16 protein-coding genes and 3 pseudogenes are annotated in these 18503 nt (G+C 62.9%); 12 read left to right on the top strand and 7 right to left on the bottom strand.

Annotated elements, in window-relative coordinates; translation table 11 throughout:
• Window positions 1-28: 28 nt before the first annotated feature.
• The gene (locus G5V57_RS22610) at window positions 29-496 is read left to right on the top strand and encodes an Lrp/AsnC family transcriptional regulator (RefSeq protein WP_165169791.1); all 468 of its coding nucleotides are present in this window, start codon (window positions 29-31) and stop codon (window positions 494-496) included.
• A gap of 76 nt (window positions 497-572) precedes the next feature.
• Here the strand turns inward: G5V57_RS22610 and G5V57_RS22605 are convergent, their stop codons facing one another.
• The 3 genes from G5V57_RS22605 to G5V57_RS22595 are packed head-to-tail and all read right to left on the bottom strand — an operon-like array spanning window position 573 to window position 3420.
• Window positions 573-2123 carry a trimethylamine methyltransferase family protein gene (locus G5V57_RS22605; protein WP_165169790.1) on the bottom strand — a complete coding sequence of 517 codons (1551 nt, stop codon included), beginning with the start codon at window positions 2121-2123 and terminating at the stop codon, window positions 573-575.
• A complete protein-coding gene (locus G5V57_RS22600) occupies window positions 2120-3037 on the bottom strand; it encodes a pseudouridine-5'-phosphate glycosidase (protein WP_165169789.1) in 918 nt (305 codons plus the stop codon). The genes G5V57_RS22605 and G5V57_RS22600 overlap by 4 nt, the downstream gene beginning before the upstream one ends.
• Window positions 3034-3420, bottom strand: coding sequence for a helix-turn-helix domain-containing protein (locus G5V57_RS22595; RefSeq protein ID WP_165169788.1), 387 nt, complete (start codon window positions 3418-3420; stop codon window positions 3034-3036). Before G5V57_RS22595 ends, G5V57_RS22600 begins: the two co-directional genes overlap by 4 nt.
• A gap of 107 nt (window positions 3421-3527) precedes the next feature.
• On the opposite strand from G5V57_RS22595, the gene G5V57_RS22590 reads away from it, so the two are divergent.
• Window positions 3528-4115 (top strand): NADPH-dependent FMN reductase, encoded by a 588-nt coding sequence (locus tag G5V57_RS22590; protein ID WP_165169787.1) that lies wholly within the window; start codon window positions 3528-3530, stop codon window positions 4113-4115.
• 2 nt (window positions 4116-4117) lie between these two features.
• On the opposite strand, the gene G5V57_RS22585 is transcribed toward G5V57_RS22590, so the two are convergent.
• Entirely contained in the window at window positions 4118-5683 is a 1566-nt protein-coding gene (locus tag G5V57_RS22585) for a trimethylamine methyltransferase family protein (RefSeq protein ID WP_206530090.1), read from the bottom strand.
• Between the two features lie 19 nt (window positions 5684-5702).
• A complete protein-coding gene (gcvA, locus tag G5V57_RS22580) occupies window positions 5703-6617 on the bottom strand; it encodes a transcriptional regulator GcvA (protein ID WP_165169785.1) in 915 nt (304 codons plus the stop codon).
• Window positions 6618-6802: 185 nt separating this feature from the next.
• On the opposite strand from gcvA, the pseudogene G5V57_RS22575 reads away from it, so the two are divergent.
• The 4 genes and pseudogenes from G5V57_RS22575 to G5V57_RS22560 all read left to right on the top strand — a co-directional run bounded on the left by G5V57_RS22575 (window position 6803) and on the right by G5V57_RS22560 (window position 10562).
• Window positions 6803-8384 (top strand): annotated as a pseudogene (locus G5V57_RS22575) (trimethylamine methyltransferase family protein).
• A gap of 179 nt (window positions 8385-8563) precedes the next feature.
• The gene (locus tag G5V57_RS22570) at window positions 8564-9229 is read left to right on the top strand and encodes a hypothetical protein (RefSeq protein ID WP_165169784.1); all 666 of its coding nucleotides are present in this window, start codon (window positions 8564-8566) and stop codon (window positions 9227-9229) included.
• The gene (locus tag G5V57_RS22565; RefSeq protein WP_165169783.1) at window positions 9226-10143 is read left to right on the top strand and encodes a homocysteine S-methyltransferase family protein; all 918 of its coding nucleotides are present in this window, start codon (window positions 9226-9228) and stop codon (window positions 10141-10143) included. The genes G5V57_RS22570 and G5V57_RS22565 overlap by 4 nt, the downstream gene beginning before the upstream one ends.
• A complete protein-coding gene (locus tag G5V57_RS22560; protein ID WP_165169782.1) occupies window positions 10140-10562 on the top strand; it encodes a GFA family protein in 423 nt (140 codons plus the stop codon). Before G5V57_RS22565 ends, G5V57_RS22560 begins: the two co-directional genes overlap by 4 nt.
• On the opposite strand, the gene G5V57_RS22555 is transcribed toward G5V57_RS22560, so the two are convergent.
• Window positions 10563-11468 (bottom strand): LysR family transcriptional regulator, encoded by a 906-nt coding sequence (locus tag G5V57_RS22555; protein WP_165169781.1) that lies wholly within the window; start codon window positions 11466-11468, stop codon window positions 10563-10565.
• Window positions 11469-11589: 121 nt separating this feature from the next.
• Here G5V57_RS22555 and G5V57_RS22550 point away from each other — a divergent pair, with 121 nt between their 5' ends.
• The 6 genes and pseudogenes from G5V57_RS22550 (at window position 11590) to G5V57_RS22525 (ending at window position 17824) form a co-directional block, all read left to right on the top strand.
• Window positions 11590-12621, top strand: a complete 1032-nt coding sequence (locus tag G5V57_RS22550) for an agmatine/peptidylarginine deiminase (protein ID WP_165169780.1) — start codon at window positions 11590-11592, stop codon at window positions 12619-12621.
• A 21-nt stretch (window positions 12622-12642) separates the two neighbouring features.
• Window positions 12643-13728 carry an extracellular solute-binding protein gene (locus G5V57_RS22545; RefSeq protein ID WP_165169779.1) on the top strand — a complete coding sequence of 362 codons (1086 nt, stop codon included), beginning with the start codon at window positions 12643-12645 and terminating at the stop codon, window positions 13726-13728.
• Window positions 13729-13740: 12 nt separating this feature from the next.
• Window positions 13741-14610, top strand: a pseudogene (locus G5V57_RS22540) (ABC transporter permease subunit); the annotation flags it as partial.
• 36 nt (window positions 14611-14646) lie between these two features.
• A pseudogene (locus tag G5V57_RS35350) lies at window positions 14647-15475 on the top strand (ABC transporter permease).
• Between the two features lie 9 nt (window positions 15476-15484).
• Window positions 15485-16492: a dimethylarginine dimethylaminohydrolase family protein gene (locus tag G5V57_RS22530; protein WP_165169778.1), complete on the top strand. Its 1008-nt coding sequence runs from the start codon at window positions 15485-15487 to the stop codon at window positions 16490-16492.
• 417 nt (window positions 16493-16909) lie between these two features.
• A complete protein-coding gene (locus G5V57_RS22525) occupies window positions 16910-17824 on the top strand; it encodes a sugar phosphate isomerase/epimerase (protein ID WP_165169777.1) in 915 nt (304 codons plus the stop codon).
• A 2-nt stretch (window positions 17825-17826) separates the two neighbouring features.
• Here G5V57_RS22525 and G5V57_RS22520 read toward each other — a convergent pair whose 3' ends face one another.
• Window positions 17827-18501 carry a FadR/GntR family transcriptional regulator gene (locus G5V57_RS22520; protein ID WP_165169776.1) on the bottom strand — a complete coding sequence of 225 codons (675 nt, stop codon included), beginning with the start codon at window positions 18499-18501 and terminating at the stop codon, window positions 17827-17829.
• Window positions 18502-18503 lie beyond the last annotated feature (2 nt).

Below are 18503 nucleotides of genomic sequence, written 5' to 3'. Positions count from 1 at the left end.
ACGTGAGCCTTCTGCGCAGGAAATATGCATGACCGAGCTCGATCGCATCGATATGGCCATTCTGGAGGCGGTGCAGGCCAATAACCGGATCACCTCCGAGGAGCTGGGCGAGCGCGTGGGCCTGTCGCCCACCGCGTGCCAGCGCCGGCTCAAGCGCCTGCGTGCCGACGGCGTCATCGAAGCCGATATTTCGGTCGTCTCGCCCAAAGCGGTCGGGCGGCCGATCTCGATGCTGGTGCTGGTTTCGCTCGAGCGCGAGCGCGTCGATATCGTCGACCGGTTCAAGGCCTCGATCCGCGCCACGGCGGAAGTAATGGTCGGCTTCTATGTCACAGGGGATGCGGATTTCGTCCTCCTCATCACGGCGAAAAGTATGGAGGACTACGAGCAGTTCACCCGCCGCTTCTTCTACGAGAATCACGACATCAAGGGCTTCAAGACGCTGGTGGTGATGGACCGCGTGAAAGCGAGCTTCGCGCTGCCCATCGAGCTATAGCGCGCCTACATTCATATCCGTCACCACCTCAGCGTGAAGTCGTTGGGATGTGGATCATCCGAAATGCATCAAGCGCTCAGAAATCCGTCTTCTCGCCACCTTCCTTTTCGCGCCTCGCCACGAAGGCGTCGATCTCTTCGGCGATAGCGGGGTCGAGCGGCGGCTCGACATATTCGGCGAGCGCGCGCTTCCACACTTCGTTCGCCTTCTGCCAGGCCTGCGGACTGCCGGAAGCCTGCCACTGGCTGTAATTGCGCCAGTCGGAGATGATCGGCGCATAGAAGGCCGACAGATAGCGCCGCTGCGTATGCTCGGCGCCGAAGAAATGCCCGCCGGGGCCCACTTCGCGCATCGCGTCGAGCCCCAGCGCGTCTTCCGAGAAATCGAGGGGTTTGAGGAACTCCATCACCATCTGCAGGAGATCGGCATCGAGGGCGAATTTCTCATATGAGGCGACGAGGCCGCCTTCCAGCCAGCCGGCGGCATGCTGGATCAGATTGCCGCCGCCCATAATGGCACCCCAGAGCGAGAAGACGCTCTCATAGGCCGCCTGCGCGTCGACCATATTGGCGGCATTGGTGTTGGAGGTGCGATAGGGAAGCCTGTAGCGGCGCGCCAGTTGCCCGCCGATGATGCAGGCCTTCATATATTCGGGCGTGCCGAAAGCCGGCGCCCCCGACTTCATGTCGACATTCGACGTGAAGCCGCCATAGACGAAGGGCGCGCCCGGATTGGCGAGCTGCGACAGAGCGAGCCCCGCCAGCGCCTCGGCATTCTGCTCGACAATGGCGCCGGCGATCGTCACCGGCGCCATGGCGCCCGCCAGCGTGAAAGGCGTGCAGACGACGACCTGGTTGTGGCGCGCCATCTCGATGATGCCCATGCCCATCGGATCGTCGAGCTTGAGCGGCGAATTGGTGTTGATGACGGTGTAGCAGGACGGTTCCTTCAGGAACTGTTCCGGCGTAAGTCCCCGCGCTATGCGGGCGATCTCCATGCCGTCGAAGAGCCGGGCGCGTCCGGTCGAGATCGTATAGAGGATCTTGTCGGAGAGCCTGACCTTGTTGCGCATGATATGGAGATGGCGCACCGAGGCATGCACATCGAGCGCGTCGACCGAGCCGCCGCCTGCCGTGTGGATGCAATTGAAGAACTGCGACAGGCGGATGAAATTGGCATTGTCCTCGAGCGTGCCGGGACGCCGGCCCCGGTCCATGTCGGAGCAGTTGGGCGGGCCGCCGACGGGCGCAAAGGCGATCCACTTGCCGCCGATCCGGATGTTGTGCGCCGGATTGCGTGCATGGAAGGTGAATTCGGCAGGCGGGGTCTTCAGCGCTTCCTCGACGATGTCGCGGCCGATGCGGACACGCTCGCCTTCGACCTTCGCTCCGGCCTTGGCGTAGATCGAGATCGCCTCCTTGTTGAGGACATCCATGCCAATCTCCTCCAGCACGTCCAAGGAGCGGTGATGGATGGTCTCGAGCTGGTCGTCGGAAAGGATGCGCGAGGGCTCGAGCGTCAATTGTGGCTGCGCGAAGGGCAGCTGCGGTATCTTCTGGTTCTTGGCATCGGGCCTGCGGCCGCGGCCGCGCGAATGGTGCCGGGCTTCGTTGTCGATAAGCGTCATGGCAATCCCCAATAGACTTTGGCAATCCGGGCGGCGACAGTGGCGTTGTTCTTGACGAGCTCGATATTGGCGGCGAGCGAACGGCCGGCCGTGGCGCGGGCAAGCCTCGACAGCAGGAACGGCGTCACGGCCCGGCCTTCGATATTCTCCTCGCGGGCCTCGGCGACCGCTTTCTCGATGAGTGGCGTGATCTCGGCCGCGGGAATCTCAAATTCGGCCGGAATGGGGTTGGCGATCACGACGCCTCCGGCAAGCCCCAACTCCCATTTGGCCTTCATCAGCTTCGCCATGTCCTCAGGCCCGTCGATGCGCAGCGGGCATTTGAGACCGCTCTGGCGCGAATAGAAGGCAGGAAAATCATCAGTGCCGTAGCCGACCACGGGAACACCCAGGGTCTCGAGCTTCTCGATGGTCAAAGCGAGATCGAGGATGGCCTTGGCGCCGGCGGTGACGACGGCGACATTGCTGTGGGCCATCTCACCCAGATCGGCCGAAATGTCGAAGGTCTCAGGGGCGCCGCGGTGGACGCCGCCAATGCCGCCTGTTGCAAAGACGCGGATGCCGGCAAGCGCGGCGATGCGCATGGTCGAGGCGACCGTCGTCGCCCCGTCGCGGCCGAGCGCCACGGCATGCGGCAGGTCCCTGGTCGAAAGCTTGGCGATGGATGGGCCGTTGCGCGCCAGCGTCTCGATCTCGGTGGCGGACAGTCCGACTTTCAGCTTGCCGGCCCTCACCGCGATGGTGGCCGGGACAGCCCCTTCGTCGCGGATGATCTTCTCCACCGCATGCGCCGTCTCGGCATTCTGCGGGAAAGCCATGCCATGCGCGATGATGGTCGATTCGAGCGCTACCACGGGACGCTTTTCCTCAATCGCCGCAACAACTTCGGGGGCGACATTGAGAAATTGATTCATCTGGCAGTGACCTTCCTGCGTGGCGCCGGACGCAGTGCAGTCTGGCGCTTCATATGCTGATGGCCCCAGCCGGCGAGCGTGCGGATGACGCTCTTCAAGCTCTCGCCATGCTCGGTCAAGGCATATTCAACCCGGGGCGGCACCTCGGGAAAAACCGTCCGCGTGATGATCCCGTGGCGCTCCAGATCGCGCAGTTGCGTGGTGAGCATATGCTGGCTGACACCTTTGATCGCCCGGCGCAGTTCGTTGAAGCGGCATTCCCTCCGCATCAGCTGCCAGAGAATGAGGATCTTCCATTTGCCGGCGAGGACCGCGAGCGTCGCCTCGATCTCGGGCGGCGGCTCGGTCAACTTCTCATGGACCTTGCAAAGTTCCTCAGTCATTTTTTCCATACTATACAAGAAAATCCTTCCTACTTGAAAGATAGCTCCTGGGGCTCGATTGTCCATCCTCCATGAAACTGCTGCCCCTGCGATGGAGAAACTACACTATGTCCAAGCCTAAGATCGCCGTCATCATCGGCTCGACGCGCGATACCCGCTTCGCCCTCAAGCCGGCCGACTGGATATTCAATCTCGCGAGGCAGCATCCGGAACTCGATGTCGAACTGGTCGATCTCAAGGATTTCGACCTGCCCTTCTTCAATGAACCAGCCTCCAATCTGTGGATGCCGAGCAAGGACCCCAAAACCGTCGCTTGGCAGGAGAAGATCGGCACTTTCGACGGCTATATCTTCGTCGTTGCCGAATATAACCGGTCGATCACCGGCGCCCTCAAGAACGCGCTCGACCAGGCCTACAAGGAATGGGGCCGCAAGCCCGCGGCCTATGTCGGCTATGGCAGCGTCGGCGCGGCGCGCGCGGTCGAGCATCTGCGTCTCATCAATGTCGAGCTGCAGATGGTGCCGACACGTTCCGGTGTCCATATTGGCGGCTCCGACTTCTACAAAATTCACCCCATGGCGGGCAATCAACCCATAGCGGCCATCGAGGAAACCATTGCTCCGTCCGCCAAGTCGATGCTCGATGAGCTCGCTTGGTGGGCGAAGGCCACGAAGACGGCGCGCGCCGCCGCCTAAAGCTAGAAATCCGTCGGAGCGCCGCCTTCGCGCTTGCGGCGCTCCACGAAATCATCGAGCTCGGCACGGATGGCGGCATCCATGCCGGGCTCCTTGTATTCGGCGAGCGCCTGCTTGTAGAGCCGGTTCGCCTTCTGCCAGGCCTCGGGCTTGCCGGCGGCGAGCCATTGCTGATTGTTGCGCCAGTCCGAGATCATCGGCGCGTAGAAGGCCGTCTCATAACGCGCCAGCGTGTGGGCGGCGCCGAAGAAATGTCCGCCCGGCCCCACTTCGCGCATCGCCTCGATGCCGAGCGCGTCGCTGTCCGTCGCCAGGGGCTCGAGGAATTCCATCACCATCTGGATCAGATCGCAATCGAGCACGAATTTCTCGAAGCTCGCGACGAGGCCGCCTTCCAGCCAGCCGGCGCCATGCATGACGAGATTGCCGCCGCCCATGGTGACGCCCCAGAGCGAGAAGACGCTTTCATAGGCGGCCTGGGCGTCGACCGCATTGGCGGCACAGGTGTTGGAGGTGCGGTACGGCACCTTGTAGCGACGCGCCATCTGGCCACCGACGATGCAGGCCTTCATATATTCGGGCGTCCCGAAAGCCGGCGCTCCCGACTTCATGTCGACATTCGAGGTGAAGCCGCCATAGATGAAGGGCGAACCCTTGCGCACCAATTGCGTGAAGGCCATTCCCGCGAGCGCCTCGGCATTCTGCTCGACAATGGCGCCCGCCACCGTGACCGGCGCCATGGCACCGGCCAGCGTGAAAGGCGTGACGCAGACGATCTGGTTCTGCGCCGACATTTCCATGATGCCGCGCAGCATCGGCGCGTCGAGCTTCAAGGGCGAGTTGGTGTTGATGATGGTGAAAAGCGAAGGCTCGCGCTCGAGCTGCTCGGCCGAAATGCCGCGCGCGATGCGGGCGATCTCGATGCCGTCACGGATGCGCTCCTGGCCCAGCGAATAAGCATGAAAGGGCTTGTCGGTCAGCACCGCCATGTCGCGCAGCGCCTCCAGATGGCGGATCGAGGCATGCAGGTCGATCGGCTCGACCGGATAGCCGGAGACGAAGCCGATGCAGTTGAAATACTGCGCGAGCTTCAGGAAGTTCCGGTAGTCGGCGTGATTGCCGGCGCGCCGGCCATTGTCGATATCGGCACTGTTGGGGGGGCTTCCCACCGTTCCGAAGGACATCGCGGTCCCGCCGATCTTGAAGCTGTTTTCAGGATTGCGGGCATGGAAGGTGAAGTCCTGCGGCGCCGTGCCGATCAGTTCCTCGACCATGCCGGGATCGAAACGCACCCGTTCGCCCTCGATCTTCGCGCCGGCCTTTTGAAGAAGGTCGCGCGCTTCCGGCAGCATAAAATCCATGCCGATCTCGGCGAGCACGGTGAGGGACGCCTTGTGGATCGCCTCGACCTCGTCGGCGGAGATGATCTCCATCGCTGTGAAGCGGCGCTTCACCTTGCGGCGGGGCAATTGCGCGATGCCTCTCGCCTGCGCGGCGGCATCGCCGGCCCTGCGGCCCTCGCGGCGGCGACGATGATGTCCTGTGGTTTCGATCGACGTTTCGTTCATTGGGTGTTCCGCCATGGGCCTACCGGTAGGCGGCCAGATTGGGATCGGCAGCGACCTGCTTCACCAGCCAGTCCTCGAACCGCTTGATCTTGGGTTTAAGCTTGTCCTCGGGCTTGCAGGCGAACTGCCAGCGATGGCGATGTGGCACCAAGAGCGGGAAAGGCTGGACGAGCCTGCCCATGCGGATCTCGTCGGTGGCGAAGGGACCGATGGTCATGGCGAGGCCGCGCCCGTCGATCGCGGCTTCCTGCGCCAATATATAGCTGTCGAAAGCCAGCCGGTCGGAGAGCTCGATATTCTTCACCCCCGCCCCTTCCAGCCACAGCCGCCAGTCCTCCTCGGCGGTATAGACATAAAGAAGCTTGTGCTTCTTGAGGTCGGCCGGACTCTTCAGCGCATTGGGCCCTTTCAGGAGATCGGGCGAGCAGACGGGGGTCAGCATCGAGCGGAAAAGCGGGCGGTAATTGTGGCTGGGCGATTTGTTGCGCGCCAACACGATGCCGCAATCGACATTGGTCTCGTCGAATTCCCAGTCGAAATAGGCGGTCGACAACCTGACCTTCATGTCGGGATAGCGGCGCTCGAAATCATGCAGCCTGGGGATCAGCCATTTGAGCGCCACCGTCACATAGACCTGAATGGTCAGCTCATTGTCGGCGACGGCGGGGCGGAGATTGCGGGTCTGCGCCTCGATCTGATCAAAGGCGTCGCGCACCGGAGGGAAATAGGCATGTCCAGCCGCGGTTAGCTCAGCCCGCCGCGCATCGCGCTTGAAGAGCTGGAGGCCCAGTTGCTGCTCCAGCGCCTTCACCTGGTGGCTGACGGCGGAACGGGTGATTCCCAGCTCGCCGGCTGCCAGCCGGAAGGAGCCCAGGCGGGCGGCAGCCTCGAAAGCGGTCAAGGCGCGCAAGGGAGGTAGATCGCGGCGGGGCAAGTCAGTTCACCAGAGAATTGTCGCCCGCCTCTATAACACCTTGAAAATATAGGTGTTAAGTGGGGTCAAACGGAAACAACGTCACTTTCATGGTGAATTTTTTTCACGCGCCTGCCAACAATATTGAGGCTTTCGGTTTTTCCGCGCCCGGCGCACATTCCGGCCGATCTTAGCAGGAGATATCGATGAGTGTCGTCGAGGATATTTCACGCCGGCGCGGCGGACGCGAGGCTCGCAAGGCGCTCAGGGCCCGGCCCATCCCGCGCGAGGAAGCCGCCGTCCGTCCCGGCATGGAAGGCGGCCAGTACCGACCCTTGAGCCAGCGCGACATGGAGCGCATTCACGAAACAGCGCTCAAGCTCCTCGAAACCGTCGGCCTCGGCCAGGCGATCCCCCTCCTGCATCGAGGCGCTCACCGCCAAGGGCGCCTTCATGAACGAGCATGGAAGGCTCTGCCTGCCCAAGGCGCTGATCGAGGACACGCTCGCCAATTGCGCCCGCGACTTCGTGCTCTATGGCCGCGACCCCAAGCATGACATGGAGCCGTGGGGCAACAAGGTCTATTTCGGCACCGCCGGTGCCGCCGTCCATATCGTCGATGTCGCGACGCGCACCTATCGCGATTCCGTCCTGGTCGATCTCTATGACTGCGCACGCATCGTCGACCAATGCGAGCATATCCATTTCTACCAGCGCCCGATCACGGCGCGCGACATGCTGACCGGCCACGATCTCGATATAAACACCATGTATGCGTGCATGGCGGGCACCTCGAAACATGTCGGCACCAGCATGGTGGCGCCCGAGCATGTCGCCGAATGCCTGGAGATTCTTCATTATGTCGCGGGCGGCGAGGAGAAATGGCGCGCCCGGCCCTTCATCTCGCAATCGAACTGTTTCGTCGTGCCGCCGATGAAATTCGCCGAGGATGCCTGCCGCTGCCTCGAAGTCGCGGTCCGGGGCGGCATGCCGGTGCTGCTGCTCTCGGCCGGCCAGGCCGGCGCCACGGCGCCCGCGGCGTTGGCCGGGACGGTGGCGCAAGCGGTCGCAGAATGCCTTGCGGGCCTCGCCTATGTGAATGCGATCCAGCAGGGCGCCGTCGCCATCTGGGGACCCTGGCCCTTCGTCTCCGATCTCAGGACCGGCGCCATGTCGGGCGGCTCGGGCGAGCAGGCGCTCATCACTTCGGCCTGCGCGCAAATGGGCCATTTCTACCGTCTCACCGTGGGCTCGGCCGCCGGCATGTGCGACTCGAAGCTCCCCGATGTGCAGGCGGGTTATGAGAAGGGCGTCACCGCCTCGCTCTCGGCCATGACCGGCATCAATCTTCTTTATGAAAGCGCCGGCATGCATGCCTCGCTCCTGGGCTTCTGCCTCGAGAGCCTGCTGATCGACAATGACATGCTGGGTTCGATCAACCGCAATGTGCGCGGCATCGAGGTGAATGACGAGAGCTTGTCATTCGACGTCATCGCCAATGTCTGCATCGAGGGCCCTGGCCATTATCTCGGCCACGACCAGACGCTCACCCTCATGCAGAAGGAATATATCTATCCGGCGCTCGGCAACCGCATGAGCCCCAAGGAATGGAACGAGGCGGGGCGGCCCGACATCGTCGAGCGGGCCAGCGCGCGCAAGATGGAAATCCTCACCAGCTACTATCCAGAATACATACCGAAAGCGATCGACGACCTCATCCGCGCCAGGCACGACATCAAGCTGCCGCGCGAGGTCATGCTGCCGGGCGATCCGAGGTGGTTCACGTAAGGCGGATGTCGCTTGCGGCCGCGGGCCCGCCGCTCGCATCCGTTGGCGAACCAGTTCGCAAGGTTTAGAGCGCCGGACGCTCTCGTAGAATCGGTCCGGCGCTCTAACTCTTTGATTTGCGCATCGGATTATCCGAAAACCGCTTCGCACTTTTCGGTCCGATGCTCTAGTCTGAGCGGATGGATCATCCCATCCTGCAAGCGATCGCGCGAGAGAGCTTCACGCCGCTCGGCTGGTTTTCACCGGTCGCGGAAGACCGCGTGCCGCACGGCACGCGCTTCGTCATCCTCATCGGCAATGCCGGGCCGCAGATGTTTCGCCGTTTCGCGCGCGAACGCGATCCCGTCCACGATCCCATGGACGATTGGTGCCGCGAGGTGATCGGCCGGCTCGCCCGCGATCTCGACGCCCGCGCCGTCTATCCTTTCGACAAGCCGCCGCTACCCTTCCTGAGCTGGGCCAGGCGCGCCAAGGCCGGCCATGTCTCGCCGCTCGGTCTCAATATCCATTCCACCTACGGGCTCTGGCACGCCTTCCGGGCCGCCCTGCTCTTTCCGGTCGAATTCGACCTGCCGTCTTTGTCACCGGGCGCGCACCCTTGCGAAAGCTGCCAAGGCAAGCCCTGTCTCAGCGCCTGTCCGGTCGCGGCCTTCACCGGCACGAACTATGACGTGCCGCGCTGCATCGACCATATCGCCTCACCCGCCGGAGAGGACTGCATGGCGAATGGCTGCCTGGCGCGCCGCGCTTGTCCGGTCGGGCGCGCTTTCGCCTATGGTCCCCCGCAGGCGCAGTTCCATATGCGCGCCTTTCTCAAAGCCCATCAGAGCGGACATCCGACATGAGCTATTCCCGCATCGCCCGCAAGCTGGCGCAAGGCCAGACCATCATTCTCGATGGCGGCACCGGCACCGACATCCAGGCGCGCGGTGTGCCGATGGCCGGCGAGACGTGGTGCGCCGAGGCCAACCTCAGCCATCCGCATGTCGTGCGCTCGGTGCATGAGGACTATATCGCGGCCGGCGCCGAGATCATCACCGCCAATACCTATCCGACGAGCCCTCTCCTCTTCAACGCGCTGGGGCGTGACGACGACATGGTCCGCATCGACAGGGAAGCGGTCCGGATCGCGCGCGAGGCCTCCGATGGGCGCGTGCCGGTGGCCGGTTCCTTCTCGGTCATGCGGCCGATGGAGCAAGGCGTCGACCGAGTGAAGACCTATCGCGAATGGCCGGAAAGGCAAGCGCGCGCGCTGATGCGGCGCAAGGCCGAGAGCATGGCGGACGCCGGCTGCGACCTCATCATGATGGAGATGATGCGCGACGCCGACTATTCGCTGTGGGCCACAGAGGCGGCGGTCGAGACCGGCCTGCCGGTGTGGATCGGAATCTCGACCGAGCCCGGCGAGGACGGCACGCTCACCGGCTTTGCCCGTCCCGATCAGCCGCTGGCGGAGATCGTGCCGGCGCTCGCCGGAACCGGCGGCGATGTCATCTCGATCATGCACACATTGCCCAACCACACGGGGGATGCGCTGAAAATCGTGCGCCAGGCCTGGCAGGGCCCGCTCGGCGCCTATCCCGAAAGCGGCTTCTTCAAGATGCCCGACTGGCAGTTCGTCGACATCATCGAGCCAGAAGCTCTCGTCACCTATGCACGCCAATGGAAAGCTTCTGGCGCTTCCATCTTCGGCGGCTGCTGCGGCACCAACCCTCAACACATCAAGGCATTGGCTCACGCCTTTGGGAGAGCACCATGAGCGATCACAGAACCGGGTCCTGTCTGTGCGGGGCGGTGAAATTCGCCGTGACGGGACCCTTGCGCCCGGTCATCGCCTGCCACTGCCAGCAATGCCGCAAGCAGACCGGCAACTACATGTCGGCGACCGGCACCAAGGACGAGTATCTGCACCTGACCGAAACGCGCGGCCTCAAATGGTACCGCTCGAGCGAGAAAGCCCGGCGCGGCTTCTGCAGCGAATGCGGCTCGACCCTGTTCTGGAAAGGCGATGGGCGCGACTATACCGCGATCGCCGCCGGCGCCTTTGACGGACCGACCGGTCTCAAGCTCGCGGGCCATATCTTCTGCGACGATGCCGGCGACTATTACGAGATCAGCGGCGGCGACTACAGGGAGGGTCAATGGGCAGCCAATCCCGAGGCGCCGAGGAAGGACTGATCAAGTGACGGCGGTTGCCACGGCAGAGGACGTCTGAGCGATCAGCCAGTTCCAGACCTCCTTGGTCACGGGATCGGCCAGCTCGATAGCATTTGTCATGGCGAACCAGGCATGCTCCGTCTTCAACGCTCCTTGCAGAGGACGGACGAGCCTACCCTGCTCGATTGCCGGTGCGGCCAGCGGCAGACTTGCCAAAGCGACGCCGTGCCCTAGCTCTGCCGCCGTCAGCGCGAAATCGCTGTCGCTGAAATCGAAGCCAGCCGAGATATTGCCCGGCTTCACTTTCGCATAGGCGAACCAGTCGGCCCAGTTCTCCGCCCGCTCGTCATGCAGAAGCGTGTGCTTCAGAAGATCCTGCGACGAAGCCATGGGCGCTGCCGCGAGCTCCGGCGCCATCACGGGTGCCAGAACATCTCCCATCAGCCTGTGACTCAGAGTAGCCGGATCGGGCTCGCGCAGGCGTTGAATGGCAATGCTGATCTCCATGGTCCTGAAGTCGACCGCGACGCCCGACGTGTCGAGCCAGGGATCGCATTTCGGCACCGCCCGGCGCAAATGATGCAAGCGCGGCATTAGCCAACGCGCCGCGAAGTCACGTGGCGCATAGATGACGACACTGCCGGGCTTCCTGAACGAGTCCAGCCTGCGATAGCCCTCCTCCAGCTGCTTGAGTGACCTAGCGACGGTGCGCTGATAATCGCGCCCGGCATCGGTCAAGCGCACGCTGCGGCCGTGGCGCAGGAACAGCGGCTGGCCGAGGCGCTCTTCCAGCAGACGCATCTGATGGCTGATCGCCGACTGGGTGAGGCCGAGTTCCTCGGCGGCGCGGCCGAAACTGCCGAGGCGCGCGGCGGCTTCGAAGCCCAGGAGATACTGCAAGGGCGGTATGCTGCGGAACTGTCTCATATGAATTCTGCTCAACAATAGAGAGAACGCTTCTCAATTGTTGTCAAGCCATCCTGCCCATAAACTCCATTAAACAGGCCAAAATTGAAAGATTTCAGGGGGCCTTGCTTCAGGGAAATAAATGAACTTTGCTCATGTTAATTCGACTTATCGCAAGCCCGCCGAATTCGAGCCGCATGCCCGCAGCTGGATGATCTGGCCTCATCGGCCTGATCTCTATGGCGGCCGGCTTGCGGCCATGCAGCACGAATTCATCGCCGTCGTCCGCGCCATTGCCCAGTTCGAGCCGGTGACCGTAGTCGCCCATCCCAACTACTCGGACATCGCACGCCAGGCGCTGAGAGGGATCGTCACCATCACATCGCTGCCGGTCGATGATTTCTGGATGCGTGATTGCGGCCCCAGTTTCTTGTCAGGCAGCGACGGCGGTCTCGCCGGCGTTTCCTGGCGCTTCAACGCCTGGGGCGAAAAACATGCGCCTTGGGATCAGGATGACGCGTTGGCGCGGCAGGTCATCGAAATGGAAGGCGGCAAGGTTCGCGAATCCTGGCTCTGCTGCGAAGGTGGCTCATTCGCGCTCGATGGCGAGGGCACGCTGATCGTCACCGAGACGAGCATTCTCAATCCCAATCGCAATCCCGGTGTCAACAAGGCGCTCGCCGAGAGCGAGCTCAAGGCCATGCTCGGCGTCGAGAAGGTGATCTGGCTTCCGGGTGATCCGATGGACATCGAGACCGATGGCCATATCGACGGCCTGTGCGCCTTCGTGAAGCCCGGTGCTGTGCTCTTCGGCGCCAACCCCGATCCCTCCGATCCGCATACCCGCATCCTCAATGAGAACATCGCCTGCCTGCGCAAGCAGACGGATGCACGCGGGCGGAGCTTCGAGATCCTGCCGCTGGACGAAGCTGTCGATGTCGAGGCCGACAGCGAGATCTTCTGCAGCTCCTACATCAATTTCTATCTCGTCAATGGCGGCGTCATCGTGCCGGGCTACGGGACGCGAGCCGATGAGGCCGCCGCGCGGACCATCGCCGCCGCCTTCCCCGAGCGCAAGACGGTTCAGGTGCAGGTGAGAGCCATCGCGGCCGGCGGCGGCGCGATCCACTGCATCACTCAGGAACAGCCTACAACGATATCGCAACAAGCATAACAAGCAAGACAGGAGGAAACGATGAAACGTCTCGCGACCATGACAGCATGCTGGCTCGTATTGGCGATAGGCAGCGCCACGGCGGGAGAAATGCGGCTCTACTCTTGGGAAGCCTATTTCTCAGCCGATACGATCAAGACATTCGAGACCGAAAGCGGCAACAAGGTCACCTATGATGTGTTCGATTCGAATGACGTGGTGGAGACGAAGATCCTCGCCGGCGATTCCGGCTATGACGTGGTAACGCCCAATCTCTCCCCGCATTTCGCCCGGCAGCTGCCGCTTGGGGTCTGGAGCGAACTCGACAAGGCCCAGCTCGGCAATATCGGCAACATGGACCCGGGACTGATGGCGAAGCTTGCCGAAGTCGACCCGGACAACCGCCACGCGGTACCCTGGATGTGGGGAACGACGGGCCTCGGGCACAATGTCGATATGATCAAGAAGATCATGCCGGACGCACCGGTCGATTCCTGGCGACTGGTCTTCGATCCCAAGATCGCCGCCAAGTTCAAGGACTGCGGCATCGCCCTTCTCGATGACGCCGAACAGGGGCTGGGCAGCGCCCTCATCTATCTGGGGCTCGATCCCGATACGGAGAACGCGGAAGAGCTCGAAAACGCAGTGGGAGTGATCGCCAGGATCAGGCCCTTTGTGCGCCAATTCCACGGGTCCAGCTATGTTGCCGGCCTCGCCGCCGGCGATCTCTGCATCGCCATGGGATATTCCGGCGACATGGTGGTGGCGACCAACCGCTCCAAGGAAGCCGGCAAGACCTTCACCATCGAATATCGCCTGCCCAAGGAAGGCAATCTGGTCTGGTTCGACACCCTGGCCATCCCGACCGATGCCCCGAACAAGGCAGCGGCGCTTGCCTTCATCAATTTCCTGATGCGGCCCGAGATCGCCGCGGCAGCCGCCAATGAGCTGGGCTTCTCCACGGCAAACAAAGCGGCACTACCCCTGGTGACCGAAGCCCTCCGCGCCAATGTGAATTTCTATCCGACCGAGGCGGAGCAAAAGAAATTCCACCTGCCGAGGGTCAAGAGCGAGAAGCAGGACAAGGTCTGGCAGCGCGCCTGGAACCGGGCCAAGGGTCTCGAATAGCCGCTCTTCCAGATGCAGATGACCCGCAGCGCCGAAGGCAGCCGGTGGAGAGTCGCGATCGTTGCCATTCCGTATCTATGGCTCATCGCCTTTCTCCTGGTTCCCTTCGGCCTGATCCTCAAGATCAGCCTTTCGGATCAGGCCCGTGCCAGACCACCTTATCTGCCGCAATTCGACTGGAACGATGGCTTCGCCGGTCTGGGGACTTTCCTGCGCGGGCTCGATCTCGAGAATTTCATCACGCTGGGGAGCGACCTCCTCTACGGCCGGTCCTATCTGCAATCCGTCCAGATCGCCGCGATCGGCACGGTTCTGGTCCTCCTCGTGGCTTATCCGCTGGCCTATGGCCTCACCCGCGCGCCGATACGATGGCGCGGCTTTCTGTTCACGCTCGTCATCCTGCCCTTCTGGACGAGCTTCCTGGTGCGCATCTATGCCTGGATGACCATTCTCAAGCCGAATGGCTTCCTCGACATGGGCGGGCAACTCGTCGGCCTGTCGCCCGGCACACTGGCGCTGCTCAATACCAATTGGGCCGTCCTCATCGGGATCGTCTACTCCTATCTGCCCTTCATGGTTCTGCCGCTCTACACCACGCTGGACAAGATCGACGACAGTTTCTCCGAAGCCGCGCGCGATCTCGGCGCATCGACGGCGAAGTGCTTCACCTCGATCACCATCCCCTTGTCGCTCCCGGGCGTGATGGCCGGCTCGCTTCTTGTCTTCATTCCCATGGTCGGAGAATTCGTGATCCCCGAGCTTCTTGGCGGCACGGGTTCGGCGATGATCGGCAAGACCCTGTGGACGGAATTCTTCAACAATCAGGACTGGCCGCTCTCCGCGGCCATCGCCATCGGCATGCTGGTGATCCTGTTCATCCCGATCGTTCTGCTGCGGCGCGTCCAGGTTGCGGCGGCGATGAGCGAAGCCGGCAGCGGCGGTGCCGGACAACGGCATTTCTCCTGGGTCAGCAGGATTTCCGTCAGCCTCGGACTGCTGTTCATTTATGTGCCCATCCTGCTGGTGATCGCCTTCAGCTTCAACAACAGCCGGCTCGTCACCTTGTGGGGAGGCTTCTCCTTCAAATGGTACGGAACGCTGTTCCAGAACGTCCAGCTCCTCGACAGCGCCTGGCTCTCCTTCAAGCTTGCCTGCCTGTCCGCCACCATTGCGACCGTCCTCGGCGTGCTCGCCGCTCTGGCCCTCGTCCGCATCAGAATGTTCTTCGGCAAGGACCTGTTCCACTTCCTCGTCATGGTCCCCATCATCATGCCGGGCATGATCATCGGCCTCGCCTTTCTCCTCTTCTTCGTGGCGATCGGCGTGCCGCGCGGCTTCTATACGCTCCTGCTTTCGCACGCGACCTTCGGCATGTGCTTCGTGGCGGTGATCGTGCAGGCAAGGCTCGTCAGTTTCGACCGTTCGCTCGAGGAAGCGGCCTGCGATCTCGGCAGCAGCAGCCTGCAGACTTTCCGTTTTGTGACCTTGCCCTTGATCTTTCCTTCTGTACTCTCCGGCTGGGCACTGGCTTTCGTGCTGTCGCTCGACGATCTCATCATCTCGAGGTCTGACGACCGGACCTAATGCAACGACCTTGCCGATGCGCATCTTCAGTCAGGTGCGCCTCGGCGTCACCCCGGAGATCAATGCCGCGAGCACACTTATGATTCTGACAGTCGTCATCTGCCTGGGTCTCGGCATGCTGGCACAGTCGCGCCGACGGTCGGCTTCCCCTTCATCATCCTGAGGAGACACCATGAGCAGCAGCACACCGCCCGGCTGGGTCTATAATGAAACCGTGAAGATGTTCGCGACGCCCGGCCATCCGCCGGTCGAGGATACGGGCGAGCTCGAGCGCTATTGGGGCCAGGCCTGGTGCGTCACCAACGATATCGGCACGATCAGAGCCATTCTCATGCACCGGCCCGGCGACGAGATGAGCGTGATCGATCCCAAAAAGCGGATCGAAAGCATCGGCTCCTTCGGCGACATCGAAACCGGCTGGTACTTCCAGAGCGACCGGTTGCCCGAGATCGCCGAGATGCAGGCCCAGCACGACGCCTTGACGGCGATGCTGGAGGCGAAAGGCATCGAGATCCACCATGTCGACGGCGTGGCGGACGGACGGCTCAAATCCTGCTATACGCGCGACCCGCTGATCATGTGCAAGGGCGGCGCCATCGTCTGCCGCATGGGCACGCGCATCCGCCGTGGCGAGGAACTCGCCATCACCCGCACGCTGGCGCGTCTCGGCATTCCCATCCTGCGCACATTGTCGGGTGGCGCCCTGATGGAGGGCGGCAGCTTCGCCTGGATCAATGAGCGCACCGCCGTCATCGGCTGCGGCATCAGGGTCAATCGCGAGGGAGCCCATCAGATCGGCGAGGTACTGAAGCGGCAAGGCGTCGATCTCATAGTCATCGATCTTGTAGGCTACGACATCCATATCGACGGATCGTTCCTGATGGTCGACAGGGACCTGGCCCTGGTCGATCCCTCGGGCCTGCCCTATTCCTTCCTGGAACAGCTCAAGGAGCTGAAGGTCCGTACTGTCGAGATCTCGCCGGATGACGACAAATGGATCGTGAACTCGCTGGCCATCGCGCCGGGCGAGTTGATCATGCCTCGGGGCGCGTCCAACCGGACGCTCGACAGGCTCGCCGGTCATGGCGTCCGCTGGACCATTCTCCCCTATGACAAGATGCAACTGAATGGCGGCGGCATCCATTGCTCGACCACACCCTTGATCCGCGACGCGGTGTAGCGCCCAGTCACCACCATCCTGGTTTCATCAGGCCGGTGCAACCTGGATGAATCGCAAACGCGGAAAAATTCTGATGGGTGCTGTCTGGCGGGAAGGATGTGCCCTTACCCTCGCCCCGCTTTAGCGGGGAGAGGGAGGGGCCCATTGCGTAGCAATGGGAGGGTGAGGGGCCTTTGCGAGATTGAGTTCGGCCCCAGACAACCGAACGCTCTCGCAACAAGCATGCCCTCACTGCGTCGGTGGCCGTGCCCCTCACCCTTCCCGCCGCTGCGCGTCGGGCCCCTTCCCTCTCCCCGCTGCGCTTCGCTTGCAGGGCGAGGGTAAAGCAGCAGACCGATCATCAGATGTGTGAATCCGATAGAGACTTGCGCCAAGATGGCGACTGGGGGAGTGTGCGGAAAAAGCGAGGGAGAATCCATGAAGCTCGGTCTGTTGACGGCGCCTTTTCCGGACACACCGCTCGAAGAGGTCGCCCAATGGGCCGCCGCCTCGGGCTTTGCCGCGCTCGAGATCGCCTGCTGGCCGAAGGCGTCAGGCCCGACGCGGCGCTATGCCGGCACGTGCCATATCGATGTCGCCGGCATATCGGCCGGCGAGGCCCGGGAGATCGCCACCCGGCTCGCCGAGACGGGACTCGCGATCTCGGCGCTCGGCTATTATCCGAACCCGCTTCATCCGGACCCCGAACATCGCCACGCCGTCATCGATCATCTGAAGAAGGTCATCGTCGCGGCCGGCCGGATGGGCGTGTCGCTGGTCAATACATTCTGCGGCGGCGATGCCGCGCGACATGTCGATGACAACTGGCACGAGGCGCTCAAGGTCTGGCCGGATGTCATCGCATTTGCGCAGGACAATGGCGTCAGGCTCACCTTCGAGAACTGTCCGATGATCTTCAGCTATGACGAGTGGCCGGGCGGGCACAATATCGCCTATTCGCCGCGCATCTGGCGGCGCATCCTCGAAACATGGGAGGGTGCTGTGGGCATGAACTTCGATCCCTCGCATCTGGTGCTGCAGATGATCGACCAGGCGCGGTTTGTGCGCGAGTTCGCTCCCCATATGCTGCATGTCCATGCCAAGGACCTGATGATCGACCAGGACGGGCTCTATGAGCGCGGCATTCTCTCGGCCGGCATGGGCTGGCAGGTTCCGCGCATGCCGGGTCTCGGCGACGTCGACTGGCGCGCCATATTCTCGGGTCTCCACCGCGCTGGCTATGGCGGGCCGGTGATCATCGAACATGAGGACCGGGCCTTCGAAGGGAGCGACGAGCTCGTCAAGCGCGGCTTCCTGCTGGCGCGCGACGTGCTCAGGCCCTTCGTGAAATAGGATTAGACCTTAAGGCGGTCCATGACCTGCGCCTGCACATTGGCGAGATGGCGGCGCATCTCGCGCTCGGCCGTCTCGGGATCGCGCGCGGCGATGGCATTGGCGATGGCGCGGTGCTCGGCATCGCGCTCGGCCCGCCGCTTCGGGCACACATCCGACGGCAGGCCGAGCCGCAAGCGCGAATCAGTGCCGACGGCACGCAGAAGGCGATAGAACTCACTGGCCAACCCATTGCGCGCGCCATCGGCGACCGCCTTATGGAAGCGCAGATCGGCGCCGCCATAGTCGCTCTCATCGGCGTCCTCGACGGCGGCGATGATCTGGTCGACCTGCAAGGGCGAGGCACGCAGCGCGGCCAGCCGGGCCAGAGCCGGCTCGAGAACGGAGCGCAGCTCGATGACCTCAAGGGGATTGGTGGCATGGGCGAGCTCGTGCCAGGGCGCGGTCTCGGCCCTGCCGGCATGCGGCTCGATCTCCCCCGTCTCCCGCATCACTTTCAGCGCCTTGCGCAACTGATGGCGCTTGACGCCGAGGCCGGCGGCGAGATCGCGCTCGGGCGGCACGGCGCCGGCAGCTCTGATCGCGCCCCGCACCGACTCGATGAGGGAAGAAAGCTCAGCCTCCGTCTTGCGCGGAACACGCCGCGCCGCAGGCGCACTGATAGAGGTGTCAGTCATGC

Source organism: Nordella sp. HKS 07 (assembly GCF_011046735.1).
Lineage (GTDB): Bacteria > Pseudomonadota > Alphaproteobacteria > Rhizobiales > Aestuariivirgaceae > Taklimakanibacter.
Note: the sequence above shows the minus strand (reverse complement) of the source record. Positions and strands in the feature narration are given on the sequence as shown.